Genomic DNA, 16669 nt, shown 5'->3' on the forward strand with positions numbered 1-16669 from the left:
GGATGGTGCATAGATGGAGGTGTCTGGTTGTGGTTTGCATGATGGCGGCTCCAGCCTTCGCCCAAAGCCTCTCCGGCCAGTTTTTGGCGCAGACCCTGCAAACATCCACGCCGCACAAGGAAGCAGTGAAAAAACTGGTTTATGGTCGGCAGGGCATTCCGCCATGGGTGCTGAATATGGTCAGCCGCGACGATTATGTTGGACTGGCCTCGGTGGAGATGCAGGTTGATGGCAAGCCAATGCAGCTATTTTATGCCTGTGAGGCCAAGCGTTGCAATCAAAGTGCCATTCGGGTGCTGTTTTCCAAAGACGGCAAGCACGTGGTCATGCGGGTCAATGACGACCGGCTTGGCGAAACTTATCTCGGCGACCCAACACCTGCCGAAAAATCTGCGTTAGAGCGCAAGCCTGCTGGATAATGACTGAAATCGATTCCGATTTAAGGAATTATGCAGGATCAGAGTGTGCGGGAAAGCAGTTTATTGCTTTCCCGCACGCATTATAGTCGGTGATCGCCGATGATTTCATCGCGATAGACACCCCAAACCAGCTCCTGACGGATATAGCCCGAGGTGCCATCACCCTGAACCGAAACCTCGCACCAGTGGCTATCGCAATTGCGGATATTGAGCCGCACGCGGGGTTGAAGCTCGGCCACCACCTCAGCCTTGGGCGACGGGTCATTGCGCAAGCTGATCATCTTGTCCTTTGTACTGCGCCATGGCGCGACAAGGCCGGTTCGATCACCGCTGAGCAACACGGCAGACATCCAGCCGGTTGTGCCATCACTGTCGCGCACTTGCCGCCAATTGCCATATTCTTCAATGATTTCAATTGGCAGGCCTTTGGCTTCATACACCCAGCGAATGGCATAATCCGTTGATGGTCCAACACGCATCCGCGCCCTTACGGACTTGATCGACACATAGCGCGGCAGTGGAAAGCCCGTCACCCGGCCCACTTGCCGCATTGGCCCGCTGGTGATCTGGGGCCCGCTGGTGATCTGGCTTGCTGTGGCGGCGTCTGTTGTCTGGCCAGCATAACCACAAACGGCTCCAAACAGCTGCGCGCTGACGAGCAGGACTGCAAAAACACACCGACGCGACATGGGAGAGCGTCTCATGCTATGCGGCACGCAGGCCGGTCAATGGCAAGCCTGTGCGCGCTTGAGCGCAGCCGAGACACCTTGAAGCGAATAGGTGTAGGTGGTCTTCGTGCCCCGTTTTGAAATTGCATGCACCGTCATGGTTTTGCCCTGACGCATGGCGGCAATGACCTGCGAATCCTGTGCTTCAACCTTGGTCCAGCCAATGTTTTTCTTCGGCGTCATCAGAAAATCTTTGGTGTCGATATCGACGTCAATGGTGGAGCCCTGTTTCAGCTCATAGCCCATGATGGCTTGTGGGTAGTAATTGGCACCGCCGGTTTTCTTCGGCGCAATCAGGAAGAAATTCTTGCCGTGGTCAACACCAACCGGGTCTTCCTTGGTGGGAACTGACAGGACATAGCAAACGTTTTTTCCACCATCCTTATAGGTAAACACACCCCAGTGGTCGAATTGCTTCATCATCTTGGGGGCCGCCGTTGCGACAGATGCGGAAAGGCCGATAATGGCGAGCACCAACGCAACGGTTTGTAGTGACATCATCTCTGGCATACTCCATTTTGTTGAAAACGATCGGATTTATGGTTGTTTCTACCGCAATCAAGGCGATTGCGGGTTACGGAAAGGTTAATTTTTCTTCACAATCCGTTGACCTGTTCTGAAACGCTTTTAGCATAGTCGGGTTATAATTTCAGCCCTGCACCACTGATCTGGCGCACGGGCCAAGGAATTCGACCCGTTCGCACCAATTTTTAGCGTTGATGTCGCAATTATGCTGCAATGCGGCATACACTTGATATTGCGCGGTTTTCAAAGGCTGCATTATGGTTTAAACCTGTGAAAATCACGGGGTGGAGAAAGAAGACAGCGATGGAGAAGTGGGTCTACACCTTTGGCGCTGGTTTGGCGGAGGGCGGCGCTGGGGACGTTGAAAAACTGGGTGGAAAAGGTGCCAATCTTGCCGAAATGGCCGGGCTTGGCCTGCCTGTGCCGCCGGGTTTGACCATTATTGCCGACGCCTGCACCTATTTTTACACCCATCAGCGCAATTTTCCCGATGAATTGAAGGCCCAAGTGCTCGACGGCATCGGCGGTGTTGAGGCCATCACTGGCCGCACCTTTGGCGATGCGCGCAATCCGCTGCTGTTGTCGGTGCGCTCTGGTGCGCGCTCTTCCATGCCGGGCATGATGGACACCGTGCTCAATCTCGGCCTCAATGACGAAACCGTGCAGGGCCTTGGCAAGGCCGCCGAGGACGACCGTTTTGCCTGGGACAGCTATCGCCGCTTTATTCAGATGTATAGCGATGTGGTGCTGGGGCTGGATCACGAGATTTTCGAGGAAATCCTCGACGATGAAAAAGCCCGCTTTGGCCACGAATTCGATACCGATCTGACCGCTGCGGAATGGCAACACGTGACCCGCATTTACAAGCAGATGATTGAGGATGAGCTGGGCGAGCCCTTTCCGCAAGACCCGCAGGTGCAGCTCTGGGGGGCCATCGGGGCGGTGTTTTCCAGCTGGATGAATGCCCGCGCTGTCACCTATCGGCAATTGCACAATATTCCAGTGCATTGGGGTACGGCGGTCAATGTTCAGGCCATGGTGTTTGGCAATCTGGGCTCCACCTCGGCCACCGGCGTTGCCTTTACCCGCAATCCCTCCACCGGCGACAAAGAGCTTTACGGCGAATTTCTGGTCAATGCGCAGGGCGAAGATGTGGTGGCCGGCATTCGCACCCCGCAATCGCTGACAGAAGTGGCCCGGCTGGAATCCGGCTATGACAAGCCCGCCATGGAAAAGCTGATGCCGGAGGCTTTTGCCGAGTTTCTCTCCATCTGCAACCGGCTGGAAACCCATTATCAAGACATGCAGGACGTGGAGTTCACCATTGAGCGCGGCAAGCTGTGGATGCTGCAAACCCGCTCCGGCAAGCGCACCACCAAGGCGGCCATGAAAATCGCCGTGGATATGGTGGCGGAAGGCCTGATCAGCGAGGAGGAGGCAGTATCGCGCATTGAGCCATCGTCTCTCGATCAACTGCTGCACCCGACCATTGATCCGAGGGTTGCGCGCGAAGTGATTGGCGCGGGCCTTCCGGCCTCTCCGGGCGCGGCCACCGGCGAAATTGTGTTTACCGCCGAAGATGCGGTGTCTGCCAAGGAAGAGGGCCGCAAGGTTATTCTGGTGCGGATGGAAACCAGCCCGGAAGACATTCACGGCATGCATGCCGCCGAGGGCGTGCTGACCACCCGTGGCGGTATGACCAGTCACGCCGCCGTGGTGGCGCGTGGCATGGGCATTCCCTGCGTTGCCGGGGCTGGCACCATGCGGGTCGATTTTCGCAATGGCGCGCTGATTGGCGTGGGCGTGCAGCTGAAAAAGGGCGATATCATCACCATTGATGGCTCATCCGGGCAGGTGCTGAAAGGCGCGGTGCCGATGTTGCAGCCGGAATTGTCGGGTGATTTTGCTAAAATCATGGCCTGGGCTGATAAAACCCGCCGCATGACGGTGCGTACCAATGCCGATACACCCGGCGATGCGCGCGCTGCCCGCTCTTTTGGCGCAGAGGGCATTGGCCTTTGCCGCACCGAACATATGTTTTTTGAAGGCGAGCGCATTCATGTGATGCGCGAGATGATTTTGGCCGAAGACGAGGCTGGTCGCCGCGCAGCCCTTGATAAGCTGTTGCCCATGCAGCGCTCAGACTTCACCGAGCTGTTTTCCATCATGCACGGCCTGCCGGTGACCATCCGTCTGCTGGACCCGCCCTTGCACGAGTTTTTGCCCAAAACCGAGCAGGAAATTGCCGAAGTTGCCAGCGCCATGGGCATGGAGCCACGGGCCCTTAGCCAACGGGTGGATGCCCTGCACGAATTTAACCCCATGCTCGGCCATCGCGGCTGTCGCCTGGCGATTTCCTATCCCGAAATTGCCGAAATGCAGGCGCGCGCCATTTTTGAAGCCGCCATCGCGGCCGCCCTTGAAACCGGTGAGCCGGTGGTGCCAGAAATCATGGTGCCACTGGTGGGGCTGCGCTCCGAGCTGGATTATGTGAAGGGCGTCATTGACGGCGTGGCGTCAGAAGTGATGCGCGAAGGGGCGCTGGAGATTTCCTATCTGGTCGGTACCATGATCGAGCTGCCGCGCGCAGCCATCCGCGCCCACGTCATTGCAGAAGCGGCAGAGTTTTTCTCGTTCGGCACCAATGACTTGACCCAGACCACCTTTGGCATGTCCCGCGATGATGCGGCGGCCTTTATTCCAACCTATCAGAAAAAGGGCATTATCGAGCGCGACCCGTTTATCTCGCTGGACTTTGACGGGGTTGGCGAGTTGATCCGCATTGCTTCTGAGCGCGGACGCCAGACACGGCCTGATATGAAGCTTGGCATTTGCGGAGAGCATGGTGGTGACCCTACCTCGATTCATTTTTGCGAGGATGTCGGGTTGGATTATGTCTCGTGCTCGCCGTTTCGTGTGCCCATTGCAAGGCTTTCGGCAGCGCAAGCCACCATCAAGCAACAGCGCTTGGCACGTCCTGCGTAAAGCGAGGGCCGTGACAAATCAGCGAGCGTGTGAGATAGCGGTGCGCTGAACCCGTGACCAGCAGGAGGCACAGCCGATGAGCGCCGAAAGCCCAACATCGCCAAGCAGTAAAACCTCCCGCAAACGCCGCCAAAAGGGCAGCAACGAGCCGAAAAGCCGCATCAAAGCGCCAAGCGAGCCGCAAGCAACGCGCAGCAAAATCCGGCAGGTGATGAAAACCGACCGCTTTAAGGCTTCTGCGCTTCTGGCAGGGTTTGGCCTGTTTTTGCTGGCCGTGTCGCAAAGCTTCCCGCATGATTATGGTTTTGCCGAGCTGGGTGCGCTGTTTACCTTCTCGGTTTACGATCTGGTGCTGGCCATGCTGGGCATTGCCGTGGCCTGCGCCATGATGGATCGCGCAAAACAGTTTGTCATCACCATCGGTACCTTCACGGGTGTTCTGGCCGTGATGCTGTTGTTTTTCGATCCGATTTTTAACACGATCCGCGATAGTGCGCTTGGCAATGTGCTCTACCTGATCGCCCCCGTGGCCGTGGCCATCACCGGAGCCAGCCTGTGGCTATCCGGCAAATGGCGTGATCGAGGCATTCTGGCCTCTGTCATTATCGTCGCCTTTTCTTTCTCACTGTTTTTGGGCCTTGACGATTTCGGTGTTGGTATTCCGGTGTTTGCGATGTCCTCGGTACTGTCGGCGCTGTGGATCATCCTCGCCCCGGCCTTTCTGCTGCGCTGCTTCAAAGGTGAGTGGCTCAAAATCCCCTCCCGCATTCTCGGCAGCTGGCTTCTGGTTATCGCCATCATTGTCACGGTGTCGCTCTACGTGCCATTGCCCATCAAAACCCAACCGGGGACCGACCTTGGCCAGCCGAACCTCTCCGTTGACGGCGAAGACCCCGGTTTGGATGACCCCGCTTATCAAGACAAAGGCGCTTACGGCACTATGAATTCTGACGGCCCCATCCCGGATTTCCTAAAAGAAGATCCGGACACCGAGGCCAAGCCAGACCCCAATGCACCATCGGTGTTTGATGGGTTGAAGACGCCGAAAATCGGGGGCTGAGGCTTTCCGCTCCTGCATAATTCCTTACCGCGCGGTGCGCCATAGAGGGCGCAGGGCACTCTAAAGTCTGTGAGGTTCAAATTGGACCTCACAGACTTTAGAGTGTGACGGCTATTTGAAATCAACCGGCTGTCGTCTTCGCGCCGCGTCGATGTCGTTTTCATTGCCCCTATCGGTCATCGGACATGGTCTACTGACGATGTTACAGAGATCACGTCGTATGCCAGTGGGAGCGGAGCCCGGCATGGTTCGCCTGTTGGCGAACAAAGGCGTTAGACGATCCGGTTTGCACGGGAGGCAGACCGTTTGAGGAGATCAGTCACCGGCATTGCGGCGGCGGATCGAATGGGACATTCAAAGGAGGAGTAAACATGAGCAAAAATAGAGGCGTTGTCTATTTGCGGCCCGGCAAGGTCGAAGTGCGGGACATCGACGATCCGAAGCTGGAGGCCCCGGACGGACGGCGGATCGAGCACGGTGTTATTCTGAAAGTCATCTCGACCAATATTTGCGGCTCTGACCAGCACATGGTGCGTGGCAGAACAACCGCCATGCCCGGTCTGGTGCTGGGCCACGAAATCACCGGCGAGGTGATTGAAAAGGGCATTGATGTCGAGATGCTCGAGATTGGCGATATCGTGTCGGTGCCCTTCAACGTTGCCTGCGGGCGCTGCCGCTGCTGCAAGTCGCAGGATACCGGCGTCTGCCTCACCGTTAATCCCGAGCGCGCCGGTGGCGCTTATGGCTATGTGGACATGGGTGGCTGGATTGGTGGACAGGCCCGCTATGTCACCATTCCTTACGCCGATTTCAACCTGCTGAAATTCCCCGACCGCGACAAGGCCATGTCGAAAATCCGCGATCTGACAATGCTCTCCGACATTCTCCCAACCGGCTTTCACGGCGCGGTGCGCGCGGGTGTCGGGGTTGGCTCCACGGTCTATGTTGCGGGCGCTGGCCCGGTTGGTCTCGCAGCAGCGGCTTCGGCCCGTATTCTTGGTGCCGCCGTGGTGATGATCGGCGACTTCAACAAAGATCGTCTGGCTCACGCAGCTAAAGTCGGGTTTGAGCCAATCGATCTTTCGAAGAGCGATCGGCTGGGCGACATGATTGCCGAGGTTGTTGGCACCAATGAGGTCGATAGTGCCATCGATGCCGTTGGTTTTGAGGCACGCGGCCACGCTGGCGGCGAGCAGCCTGCCATTGTGCTCAACCAGATGATGGAAATCACCAGAGCCGCCGGATCTATCGGCATTCCGGGTCTCTACGTGACAGAAGATCCCGGTGCCGCCGAGAACGCCGCCAAGCACGGCAATCTCTCGCTCCGCTTCGGCCTCGGTTGGGCCAAGGCGCAATCCTTCCACACGGGTCAGACGCCGGTGCTGAAATACAATCGCCAGCTCATGCAAGCCATCCTGCATGACCGCCTGCCGATCGCCGACATCGTCAATGCAAAGATCATCCCGCTGGAAGAAGCCGTGCAGGGCTACGAGAGTTTCGACCAGGGTGCTGCAACGAAATTCGTGCTCGATCCCCATGGTGGCTTGGCTGCCTGACCGACAGAGCCGAACCTGATGAAAGAAAGGGCCGGGCAGCAGTGCTCGGCCTTTTTTACTGCATAATTCCTTAAATCGGAATCGATTTACGGAGAAAATTATGCAGCAGCTTAAAAGTGCTACAGCGTCCTTTGTGCGCCCAAATATGGCGCACAAAGGACGCTGTATTGATGCCGATTGAGAGTTTATGCGTGAAATGTGGGAGGCGGCGTTCGGATCAAGAGGACGCAAAAACAACAATCCGGAGCGCCGCGCGCTAAATGCGGAATTTTTTTGTAAAACAACTGCTTAAGGCTGGTCGGAGTGAGATGATTCGAACATCCGACCCCCACGTCCCGAACGTGGTGCGCTACCAGACTGCGCTACACTCCGTGACCAGTGATGCTGGATATAAACCAAGCTTTTTGGGCTTTCAAGAAGTGTAAGCGGGATGTCATGCAAAAAAAATATCACATTTTGCGGTAGCGCAAATGCACAAAAGCACGGCATTAGGTAGCAAAAACCACCAGACTTGAAATGGCATCCCGACTACCCTGGTTTCCGGTGAAAAACGGAGCCTCGAATGAGTGTAGCGTACGAGTTGAAACAGAAGCGAGTCGCCTTAACTGACAGGCTGCAGCAGCTTGAAAGGGAGCGGGTAGACATTCAGGAACTAATGAGAGCGCTGGACCGCGTCATCCTGAGCTACGAGCCCGACTATCAGGGATCGGCGCTGACGGGATATGAACAGGGTAACCGCTCTCGAAAGGCAAAGCCGTTATCGTCGGAGGTGAAAGCGGCCCTGAACGGCGTAAACAAGCGCCAAGCGGTCTTGGAGGTCCTGCGCGAAGCAGGAGAACCGATTTCGGTGACCGACTGCGCGGCGAAATTTGCCTCTAAGCTCGAAATCCCGAGCGAGCCAGCCAATCTCTCGGATATCGCACACCGCCTGTCGGCGGTCCTGACCCAACTGACGACTGCGGGACGCGTGCGGCAGTCCGGCCAGTTCGACGGACGTAAGGTTCTCTGGGAGATCGCTGCTTAACCTTCCCAGATCAGGTCGGGCGGCTTGTTGCCCTGCCAGTATCCGCAAAGATAGCGTGACGTCGGGCGAGACAGTGCCTGGCCCAGCACCTGGAACGTATGACTGCAATTGCTCACGTGTCGGCAATCCTCGCGCCATGCGAGTTCGGCCACGTACCAGTCGAAGTATCTCAACGAAAACCGATGGTGAATGCCGACATAAGCCCGTTGGACCCGCGAGAAGAAACTCTCGACCTGGTTGGTGTTCGTGCCATCGTCGGTCTGATAGGCCTTTGAGTGGTTGACGCGCTCCAGCTTGTTCAAGCCAGCCAGGTCGTTATAGCTGCCGTGCTCGTCCGCGAAGACCGTTGCTTCCCTCGAGACGTGATCACGGACGGCAGCCCAGGCTGCGTTACTGTCTTCGTCTCGGATGATCCGGGTGAACGTCTGCCCTCCCAGTCCGCGCTGGCGGATCGCAAGAGCGCACAGACGCTTCATGTTCTGGTATTTCTTGAGGCGGCGGTCGATGCGATCCTCGGCCTTGTTTTCAGGGCGGATGTGGCCGCCAGCGTACTTGCCGTCAATCTCCACCTCGCCATCCAGCACCATCTCCTCCCTGCGCCAGGCGATCGCCTCGCGCAGCTTCATCAGGAGAACCCAAGCGGTCTTGTACTGAACACCGATCTCGCGCGAGAGCTGGAGTGCCGCCTTGCCTTTCACCGAGTTCGCCGAGAACCAGATGGCGATAAGCATCTTCTTGAAGCTCAGCTTCCGCGCATGAAAGACTGTGCCCGAGGTGACGCTGAACACGGCCTTACAGGTCCTCTCTGTACACTTGAAGCGGTTGCGGCTCATCGTATGGCAGCGCAGCGTTCCACACTTAGGGCAGTAAGGCTCACCCTCCGTCTCTTGCCAGCGCAGGCGCTTAAACCAGTTGTAGGCAGTCGTATCCCGCATCTTGGCGAGATCGAGCACCGTGAGCGTTCGGCACTCTGGCGACAGCAGGAAATGCTGGCCCTTGGGCGTGTCGTCGGGGTTCGCCATGCCTCAACCACTCCGCGATCCGGAGTAAGCTCGGGCGTATTTCCAAGCCCCCGCCCAAGGCACTGACGGCCAACACCGCCGCGTTCGGACGATGGACAGAGGTAGTGATGGCGTTGATGGTCATGTTCAGGCTCCAGAAGTCGACGGCAGGCACAGCGGATCTGCGGCCGAAAATGACCGCGCGGAGATCAGAGCTGTATCCGTATCTTTCTGAACATGACTAGGTTCTTATCTGGAATCCTCCCCGGAGTCGATCGGGACGAGGCGCAAATGGTTAATCGAAGAGAACTGTCACACGCGCCCTGCTGCCTTGCATTCGGCTAAGCGACCTTCAAACGTTCATACCAACGAACGAGCATTCGTTTTTGTCGTGTATATGAACCATTTTTCAACCGAAAGCGCGTAATGGTCACTTCCTACAGATTTCAAAAGAAAAGGCTTGCTCAGATGAACCATTTTTGGTACACATCGTTATGAAGAAAGCAGTCGATCGCCCCAAGAAGACAATCGTCGCGGAATTCTATCAGACGCCGAGAGGTAAGGAACCTGTTCGAGAATGGCTTAAAACCCTGACGTTTGATGAGCGCAAAGCGATAGCGGCCGATGTTCGAACGACTGAGTATGGATGGCCTTTGGGGATGCCGACTTGCGATAGCTTTGGCGACGGCCTTTGGGAGGTTAGAACCAGTCTCAGCGATAAAATCGCCAGGGTGTTCTTCTACATGGAAGGATCGCGAATGATCCTTTTGCACGGGATCATTAAGAAAGATCAGGTGCCACCGAAAGTCGACGTCGATACTGCACGTGATAGGAAACGAGAGTCCGAACGAAGACTTGAGCAATTGAAGAAGAAAAAGGAGCGCAAAAAATGAGCGAAGATGACCTGATTAGCCCAATTGGTTCGAGCTTTGAGAGCTTCTTGGAAGAAGAGGGCATCCTTAACGAAGTTGATGAACTCGCCATCAAAAGAGTTATTGCTTGGCAAATGGAACAGAACATCGCCAAGCGGGGAATGTCAAAGTCGGAATTCGCGGAGGCGATGCAAACGAGTCGGACGCAGGTGAATCGCTTGCTTGATCCGGTGAACACGAGCATCTCGATGCACACCCTGTGCAGGGCTGCGGCCGTGTTCGGCAAAACGCTCCGTATCGAGTTCGTGGACAGGGAAGAGAAGCAACACATAGCTGCTTGATCGCCGAGTGCCAAAAACTGATTAAAGGCCGACCGCTCGCCAAGTGGTCGGCCTCTAACTTTGGAGCACGAACTCCAATTCCGCTTCGGCCCAGAGCCATCGCCTGTTGCCGCCCACCAACGCCAGCATAAAAAGTTGGATTGGCGGAAATTTCTCTTTTAGTTCAAACCTTTAAGCAACAATTGGTGGTTTTTGCTACCTAATGCCGCAAAAAGCATTCGGCTCGCAAAAGGTAAAATCGACAATTTTGGGGAATTGTGAATGGTCGGAGTGGAGAGATTCGAACTCCCGACCCTCTGGTCCCAAACCAGATGCGCTACCAGACTGCGCTACACTCCGTCTTCAGTGAGGCGCGGTATAGACCAAGATATTTGAGGTGGCAAGCGGGGGAAACAAAAAAATGTGAGAAATTTGAGCGTGGCCTAGATGCCGCAATCCTGCGGGTTTTTTGCCAAGTTTGGCTCTGTTTTAAACTTGGTGATTTCCAAGCTAATGTTTTGGCGCTAAAGGCAAAAGAGAGAGCGGCATGGCGCGGGTTCTGGCAGGAGCTTTCGCCATTGGTGGTCGCTTCAGTGAGATTATCAAGGATAAAGCGGATGAATTTCAAGATCATGCTGACGGCAGGCCTTGCGTTGGCACTGGCGGGTTGCACGACAACACAGGGCGGCGGCATTATGCCTGAAGCCAAGAAGAATGCGGTGGAAGCACGCTGGAATGGCCAGCCTGCCGGAAAGTTCTTTGCCCAGTTTGGCCCGCCAATCAACGATGTACAATCGGGCAGCTCCACCGTTTACACATGGCGCGGCGGCTTCAAAAACCGCAAGGTTGCCGTTGATGGCAAGTCGAAAGCCACACGCACTCAATATCTGAGCTGCCAGGTCAACCTGACGGTGTCGTCGGATTATGTGATCCAGTCGATCAAGATCGTTGCTGACCGTCCTTATCAGGATGGCAAAACATGGTGCGAGACCTATCTCGGTGGCGAGTAAGCGCCTCTATTGATCTTTTAATCCTTCCATTCGGTGCTTTGCCGTGCCGAATGGGTCTTGCCTTTGGTGCGTTGCACGCATCATTGGCAGGAAATGCGCCAGAGCGCGCCGCTTTTAGAGATATTTGCTCCTGTCCTTGCCGCTTGCGAAAGGCAATTCCTGTTCGAAGCCGCTGAAAACAGCGATACTCCTGCAAAGTAGCAGGAAAGAAGCCCATGACATCGCATGAAAATGTTCAGGCTGCCTCCACGCTGGATGCGGCCCTGGCTGAACTTGATCTGGTTGACCGCCTTCGGCTTGTCGAAGGGCTGGGCGGCCGTGCCGTTTTTACCACCAGCCTTGGCATCGAAGATCAGGTGATCACGGCGGCTATTGGTCTGTCCAATGTGGCAATCCATGTGGCAACGCTGGAAACCGGCCGATTGTTCAAGGAAACGCTGGACCTGATCGCAGAGACCGAAGAGCGTTTCGACGTAACCATTGCGCGCTATTATCCTGAACAGGATGATATTGACGCTTATGCCGCCAAATATGGCCTGAATGGTTTTTATGAAAGTGTTGAAGCGCGCCATGCCTGCTGTCATGTGCGCAAGCTTGTGCCGCTGGCCAAGGCGCTGGAAGGTGCCACGGTCTGGATTACGGGCTTGCGCCGCAGCCAATCGGGCAATCGTGCCACCACACCCTTTGCCGAATATGATGCCGAGCGCAATCTGATCAAGGTCAACCCGCTGGCCGATTGGTCGTTGGACGACATCAACGCTTATGTCAGCGCCGAGGCAGTGCCGATCAATCCGCTACATGCCCGTGGCTATCCGTCGATCGGCTGTGAGCCGTGTACGCGGGCCATCAAGCCCGGCGAGCCAGAGCGCGCTGGTCGTTGGTGGTGGGAAAACGACGAGAAGCGTGAGTGTGGATTGCACGTGCCGGAAGCGGCTGTGCCCTCGCTCAACTCAAGCTCTCTTTAATCGCGAAATCATCCGTTAAACGGGAAAAATGCTCTGGCTGTCTGGCCACGGGCATCTCCTAGAAGGTAGAAAAGCAATCATGTCCGTAAAGCTTTCGGCCACACACGCGCAGTCTGGAGATCAGGCTGCATCTGGAAATCAAGTTATGCATCTGCATCAGTCCGAGTTTGACCCGCATTCCAAGGATAAGTCGCCGCGCGCGCCGCTGGATCCGCATTTGAAGGCGTTGGAAAATGAAGCCATTCACATTTTCCGCGAAGTGGCAGGCGAATTTGAAAACCCGGTGATGCTCTATTCCATCGGCAAGGATTCGTCTGTGCTGCTGCATCTGGCGCGCAAGGCGTTTTATCCCGGCCGTGTACCATTTCCGCTGCTGCACATTGATACCGGCTGGAAATTCAAGGAGATGATCACCTTTCGTGATGAAATGGCCAAGCTCTATGATCTCGATCTGGTGGTGCATACCAACCCGCGTGGCAAGGCCGAAAACATCTCGCCCTTCACCCATGGCTCGGCCTACCACACCGATGTGATGAAGACCGAAGCCCTGCGTCAGGCGCTGGAAGCTGGCAAATATGATGCCGCTTTTGGTGGTGCGCGCCGCGATGAAGAGGCGTCGCGCGCCAAGGAGCGCATCTATTCCTTCCGCACACCGGACCACAAATGGGATCCGCGCAACCAGCGCCCGGAGCTTTGGAATGTCTATAACGGCATGATCCGCAAGGGCGAGAGCGTGCGCGCCTTTCCGCTGTCCAACTGGACCGAAGTGGATATCTGGCGCTACATTCAGGCGGAAAACATCCCGCTGGTGCCGCTGTATTTTGCCGCCAAGCGTCCGTTTGTTGAGCGCGACGGCATGATGATCATGGCGGAAGATGAGCGCTTGGAGCTTTTGCCCGGTGAAACCCTGCAAGAGGGCATGATCCGCTTCCGCACGCTCGGCTGCTTCCCGCTGACGGGGGCCATTCCATCCACAGCCACCACGCTGGATGAAGTGATTGCCGAGCTTGAAATTGCCACTGTTTCCGAGCGTCAGGGCCGCGCGATTGACCGCGACCAGTCCGGCTCGATGGAAAAGAAAAAACGCGAAGGATATTTCTGAGATGACCGCAAGCGCTACAGCCCTCGCCAACGAACTTCCTCAGGCCGAGCCGGTTTTTGTCGGCCGCGATCTGCGCCCGCTGCGTCTCATCACCTGTGGCTCGGTGGATGATGGCAAATCCACCCTGATTGGCCGCCTGCTTTGGGATACCAAAGCCGTGAAGGAAGATCAGGCCGCCACCCTTCGCCGTGATAGCGGCAAGCAGAACGACCTCGGCCTGCCGGATTTCGCCCTGCTTTTGGATGGTCTTCAGGCCGAGCGCGAACAGGGCATTACCATTGATGTTGCCTATCGCTATTTCGCCACCGACAAGCGCTCGTTTATCGTCGCCGACACCCCCGGCCACGAGCAATATACCCGCAATATGGCAACTGGCGCTTCTACCGCTGATCTGGCCGTGCTGCTGGTCGATGCCCGCGCCGGTATTTTGGAGCAAACCCGCCGCCATGCGACCATTGCCTCCCTGATGGGCATCAAGCAATTTGTGCTGGCTGTTAACAAGATCGACCTGACCGATTACAACAAGGCCGGTTTTGATGCGATTGTGCATGAGTTCAAGGAAATTGCCCTGACGCTAGGTGTGCGCCAGATCACCGCCATCCCCATGTCGGCGCTGAAGGGCGAAAACGTGGTGTATGACGGCCGTGCCTCCATGCCGTGGTATGATGGCCCAACACTGGTGGAAACACTGGAAAAGGCCACCGTGCGTTCGGCGCAATCCACCGGTTTCCGCTTGCCTGTGCAGCGGGTAAGCCGTCCGGGCGAGAGCTTCCGTGGCTATCAGGGCACGGTTGCCGGTGGCTCGGTCAAGCCCGGCGATAGCGTGGCGATTTTACCTTCGGGTGCGGTTGCCAATGTCAAGCAGATCGTTACCTTTGATCTGGTGCGCAATGCCGCTGTTGCCGGTGATGCGATTACGCTGGTGCTGGACCGTCAGGTGGATGTGTCGCGCGGTGATATGATTGTCTCGCTCGATAATGAGCCACAGATTGGCCTCGCTTTTGATGCCCAATTGGTCGCGCTTCAGCCCGATGGCATTGTGCCCAACAAGCGCTATTGGTTGAAAAGCGGCTCGCGCCGCCAGCGCGTGCAGGTCAAGCCGGTGCAAAAGCTGGACCTGAAAAACGGCAAATGGGGCCCGGCAGAAGACCTGCCGATGAACTCGATTGGCAAGGTGCAACTGGCTTTTGACGAAAAGGCGGTGTTTGATCCTTACGAGCAAAATCGCTCCACGGGTGCTTTCATCCTGATCGATCCCGACACCAACAACACGGTTGCCGGTGGCATGATCACCGCCAAGCGCTCCGACGTGGATGGCCTCAAAGCAGGCGAAAGCCGTGTGCTGCTGTCGCTGCCTGCCGATCTCGCCGATCAGCTCATGGCCACCGAGCTTCTGGCCTCGCGCCGTGATGAGGTGGAAATGCGCCGGGTGACGACCGGTGCGGCCCGCGATTTGCTGGATGGGATTGAAGGGTAATTTTTCATCAGTCGTGATAGGCTGGTGATGTCCATTGAAGCCGCCATGCGTTGGACAAACGCAAGGCGGCTTTTGTTTGAGCAGATGGGGCAGTGGAATAGTTCATTGGATTGGTAGCTACTTTGGTAGATTTCATACTCGCACTTCGGATGTCACTCTGGTCGATTTTGAATTTGAGCTGAAATTGGCATCATCTGTCCCTACGGGTAGCCTGCAATGAGGTAAGCCGTAATAATATTTGCAGTAGCCAAGTGAGCATGAATTTCAAATAATCTCGTGCTTCTTGGCGATGTCACTCGCCGCCTTTTCGATTCCTGGATAGATGCTGCTAGCCTTAATGTTAAGCTTGTTTAGTTGGGCAAGAATAGTATATTTTTGGCTGATGCGTATCCGGGAAATCCTGAGACTGCCGTAACCAGTTTCAGGCAAAATTGCGTCTTTTCCAAATAGTAGGAAAGAGCCGGACTGGGAGATCATACGCTCGTGGGTATGGCGGGCTCTTACAAACAAGATTTTCGCTAAGTCGGATGGCTCGATGCGGGGTTCGAAATAAGGCTTCTCCCGCTTGATAAAATGCAAGAGTTTCATGACAACGGGTTCGGCATTGAAAGCCTCCTTGCTCATGGTGAGGTCCATAATATTCTTTTCCTCCTCTTTCATTAAGCTTAGGTTGGTTATGCAACTGACTCGATCAGAATCAAAGTTTAGTACATCAGTGCTCTGCGCGCGGAGAACTATAACCTCCCCATCCAACTCATTACCGTCATCATCCTTTTTTACCTCAGAGCAGGCAAAATAAAGAGCGACGAGTGGATTTGACGTGATATCAAGGAGCCTAGTCGGAAGTCCAAAATGCTGCATTCGGACCAGTCTATCAAGCATTGACCTGTCATTTGCAAATTGAGCATCTTGCACGCTTAAAATCTCCCGAACCATTATTTCTTCTTTGGGGAGATGAGTGTAAGCGCCAGCTTTATTATTTCGAAACAACGATGGTACAAGGGAGTATTTAAAATTTGAGTGCCCTCGGTAGAATATTTCTTCTCCATCTGATTCGTTTAAATTGAGGACATGCGACATGTATTCCTGAAGCGTACTAACAAACGTTACGTCATGCTCTACTGACTGGGGCGGCTCTGGGGTGGGGTAAACGTTGACATTTTGCATCATTTGCGGAAGAACAGTTTGCAACGCTGCAGCCAAATCCGCTGACTTAACTGCCCAATGGGTACGATAAAGCTCTAATGAGCCCATCTTGAAAGCCTCGCGGAAAGCCTCTCGATTAGGAACTTTTACATCGCCGAAGTTATCAAATAATTCGAAAGTATAGCGAATTTCGCTTCCTATTATCGATAGGTTTGAGACAGTGCCTAATCGAATACGGAATATGTCGTTTCCCTGGTGATCTAACTCAAGTTCGCTCATAAACAATGCGGGAAGTTCCGCGAGGAATGCGAGGCTCTCGTCAGAAATTGGTTTGAAGCTCTCCGCTATCGTCGCAGGCGAATCGCATATGGAGCTGCATGTTTGGCGCGATATTGTTGTTGCCAGCAGCCCACTTTTGGATTCTTGAGATGATCCACCCGTTATGGAGAGGATCACGGATTGGAACGGTTTATCGAGTG

General features: G+C 55.4%; 15 protein-coding genes and 2 tRNA genes. 11 read left to right on the top strand and 6 right to left on the bottom strand.

From position 1 onward, the window contains the following. Positions 1-2: 2 nt before the first annotated feature. Positions 3-419 carry an Ivy family c-type lysozyme inhibitor gene (locus tag E6C51_RS09435; RefSeq protein ID WP_190235761.1) on the top strand — a complete coding sequence of 139 codons (417 nt, stop codon included), beginning with the start codon at positions 3-5 and terminating at the stop codon, positions 417-419. A gap of 80 nt (positions 420-499) precedes the next feature. Here the strand turns inward: E6C51_RS09435 and E6C51_RS09440 are convergent, their stop codons facing one another. Both E6C51_RS09440 and E6C51_RS09445 read right to left on the bottom strand, forming a co-directional pair. Beyond that, on the bottom strand, positions 500-1108 hold the full coding sequence (locus tag E6C51_RS09440; RefSeq protein WP_190235762.1) for an SH3 domain-containing protein: 609 nt from the start codon (positions 1106-1108) through the stop codon (positions 500-502). A 36-nt stretch (positions 1109-1144) separates the two neighbouring features. Then, entirely contained in the window at positions 1145-1648 is a 504-nt protein-coding gene (locus E6C51_RS09445) for an invasion associated locus B family protein (RefSeq protein ID WP_190235763.1), read from the bottom strand. A 327-nt stretch (positions 1649-1975) separates the two neighbouring features. Here E6C51_RS09445 and ppdK point away from each other — a divergent pair, with 327 nt between their 5' ends. The 3 genes from ppdK (at position 1976) to fdhA (ending at position 7273) form a co-directional block, all read left to right on the top strand. Next, positions 1976-4657 carry a pyruvate, phosphate dikinase gene (ppdK, locus tag E6C51_RS09450; RefSeq protein WP_190235764.1) on the top strand — a complete coding sequence of 894 codons (2682 nt, stop codon included), beginning with the start codon at positions 1976-1978 and terminating at the stop codon, positions 4655-4657. A gap of 76 nt (positions 4658-4733) precedes the next feature. Continuing rightward, positions 4734-5717 carry a DUF2339 domain-containing protein gene (locus tag E6C51_RS09455; RefSeq protein WP_190235765.1) on the top strand — a complete coding sequence of 328 codons (984 nt, stop codon included), beginning with the start codon at positions 4734-4736 and terminating at the stop codon, positions 5715-5717. Between the two features lie 371 nt (positions 5718-6088). Beyond that, positions 6089-7273 carry a formaldehyde dehydrogenase, glutathione-independent gene (gene fdhA, locus E6C51_RS09460; RefSeq protein WP_146936441.1) on the top strand — a complete coding sequence of 395 codons (1185 nt, stop codon included), beginning with the start codon at positions 6089-6091 and terminating at the stop codon, positions 7271-7273. A gap of 295 nt (positions 7274-7568) precedes the next feature. Here the strand turns inward: fdhA and E6C51_RS09465 are convergent. Next, a tRNA-Pro gene (locus E6C51_RS09465) sits at positions 7569-7645 on the bottom strand. A gap of 190 nt (positions 7646-7835) precedes the next feature. On the opposite strand from E6C51_RS09465, the gene E6C51_RS09470 reads away from it, so the two are divergent. Further along, entirely contained in the window at positions 7836-8297 is a 462-nt protein-coding gene (locus tag E6C51_RS09470) for a hypothetical protein (protein WP_190235766.1), read from the top strand. On the opposite strand, the gene E6C51_RS09475 is transcribed toward E6C51_RS09470, so the two are convergent. After that, complete coding sequence (locus E6C51_RS09475; RefSeq protein WP_190235767.1) at positions 8294-9319, bottom strand: IS1595 family transposase; 1026 nt, start codon at positions 9317-9319, stop codon at positions 8294-8296. The two genes, E6C51_RS09470 and E6C51_RS09475, sit on opposite strands and share 4 nt — an antisense overlap. Positions 9320-9792: 473 nt before the next feature. Here E6C51_RS09475 and E6C51_RS09480 point away from each other — a divergent pair, with 473 nt between their 5' ends. Continuing rightward, positions 9793-10191, top strand: a complete 399-nt coding sequence (locus E6C51_RS09480) for a type II toxin-antitoxin system RelE/ParE family toxin (protein WP_171521009.1) — start codon at positions 9793-9795, stop codon at positions 10189-10191. Beyond that, positions 10188-10511, top strand: coding sequence for a helix-turn-helix domain-containing protein (locus E6C51_RS09485; protein WP_057216070.1), 324 nt, complete (start codon positions 10188-10190; stop codon positions 10509-10511). The genes E6C51_RS09480 and E6C51_RS09485 overlap by 4 nt, the downstream gene beginning before the upstream one ends. Positions 10512-10773: 262 nt before the next feature. Here E6C51_RS09485 and E6C51_RS09490 read toward each other — a convergent pair. Next, positions 10774-10850: transfer RNA gene (locus E6C51_RS09490), tRNA-Pro, on the bottom strand. A 257-nt stretch (positions 10851-11107) separates the two neighbouring features. On the opposite strand from E6C51_RS09490, the gene E6C51_RS09495 reads away from it, so the two are divergent. From E6C51_RS09495 to cysN, 4 genes are all read left to right on the top strand, one after another. Next, positions 11108-11500 (top strand): hypothetical protein, encoded by a 393-nt coding sequence (locus E6C51_RS09495; RefSeq protein WP_146936443.1) that lies wholly within the window; start codon positions 11108-11110, stop codon positions 11498-11500. 215 nt (positions 11501-11715) lie between these two features. Next, entirely contained in the window at positions 11716-12465 is a 750-nt protein-coding gene (locus E6C51_RS09500) for a phosphoadenylyl-sulfate reductase (protein WP_146936445.1), read from the top strand. 145 nt (positions 12466-12610) lie between these two features. Then, positions 12611-13567 carry a sulfate adenylyltransferase subunit CysD gene (gene cysD, locus E6C51_RS09505; RefSeq protein ID WP_146936447.1) on the top strand — a complete coding sequence of 319 codons (957 nt, stop codon included), beginning with the start codon at positions 12611-12613 and terminating at the stop codon, positions 13565-13567. A 1-nt stretch (position 13568) separates the two neighbouring features. Continuing rightward, positions 13569-15044 (top strand): sulfate adenylyltransferase subunit CysN, encoded by a 1476-nt coding sequence (gene cysN, locus E6C51_RS09510; protein WP_190235768.1) that lies wholly within the window; start codon positions 13569-13571, stop codon positions 15042-15044. A 264-nt stretch (positions 15045-15308) separates the two neighbouring features. On the opposite strand, the gene E6C51_RS09515 is transcribed toward cysN, so the two are convergent. Further along, positions 15309-16669: FRG domain-containing protein (locus E6C51_RS09515; RefSeq protein WP_190235769.1), on the bottom strand; the 1361-nt coding region annotated here is incomplete at its 5' end.

The organism is Gillisella terrae (assembly GCF_004801395.1).
GTDB lineage: Bacteria > Pseudomonadota > Alphaproteobacteria > Rhizobiales > Rhizobiaceae > Allorhizobium > Allorhizobium terrae.

What these genes read in the sequence shown, in the direction of transcription:
- E6C51_RS09435 (WP_190235761.1), top strand. Translation starts at nt 3, where the DNA reads ATGGTGCATAGATGGAGGTGTCTGGTTGTGGTTTGCATGATGGCGGCT.
- E6C51_RS09440 (WP_190235762.1), bottom strand. Translation starts at nt 1,108, where the DNA reads ATGTCGCGTCGGTGTGTTTTTGCAGTCCTGCTCGTCAGCGCGCAGCTG.
- E6C51_RS09445 (WP_190235763.1), bottom strand. Translation starts at nt 1,648, where the DNA reads ATGATGTCACTACAAACCGTTGCGTTGGTGCTCGCCATTATCGGCCTT.
- ppdK (WP_190235764.1), top strand. Translation starts at nt 1,976, where the DNA reads ATGGAGAAGTGGGTCTACACCTTTGGCGCTGGTTTGGCGGAGGGCGGC.
- E6C51_RS09455 (WP_190235765.1), top strand. Translation starts at nt 4,734, where the DNA reads ATGAGCGCCGAAAGCCCAACATCGCCAAGCAGTAAAACCTCCCGCAAA.
- fdhA (WP_146936441.1), top strand. Translation starts at nt 6,089, where the DNA reads ATGAGCAAAAATAGAGGCGTTGTCTATTTGCGGCCCGGCAAGGTCGAA.
- E6C51_RS09470 (WP_190235766.1), top strand. Translation starts at nt 7,836, where the DNA reads ATGAGTGTAGCGTACGAGTTGAAACAGAAGCGAGTCGCCTTAACTGAC.
- E6C51_RS09475 (WP_190235767.1), bottom strand. Translation starts at nt 9,319, where the DNA reads ATGGCGAACCCCGACGACACGCCCAAGGGCCAGCATTTCCTGCTGTCG.
- E6C51_RS09480 (WP_171521009.1), top strand. Translation starts at nt 9,793, where the DNA reads ATGAAGAAAGCAGTCGATCGCCCCAAGAAGACAATCGTCGCGGAATTC.
- E6C51_RS09485 (WP_057216070.1), top strand. Translation starts at nt 10,188, where the DNA reads ATGAGCGAAGATGACCTGATTAGCCCAATTGGTTCGAGCTTTGAGAGC.
- E6C51_RS09495 (WP_146936443.1), top strand. Translation starts at nt 11,108, where the DNA reads ATGAATTTCAAGATCATGCTGACGGCAGGCCTTGCGTTGGCACTGGCG.
- E6C51_RS09500 (WP_146936445.1), top strand. Translation starts at nt 11,716, where the DNA reads ATGACATCGCATGAAAATGTTCAGGCTGCCTCCACGCTGGATGCGGCC.
- cysD (WP_146936447.1), top strand. Translation starts at nt 12,611, where the DNA reads ATGCATCTGCATCAGTCCGAGTTTGACCCGCATTCCAAGGATAAGTCG.
- cysN (WP_190235768.1), top strand. Translation starts at nt 13,569, where the DNA reads ATGACCGCAAGCGCTACAGCCCTCGCCAACGAACTTCCTCAGGCCGAG.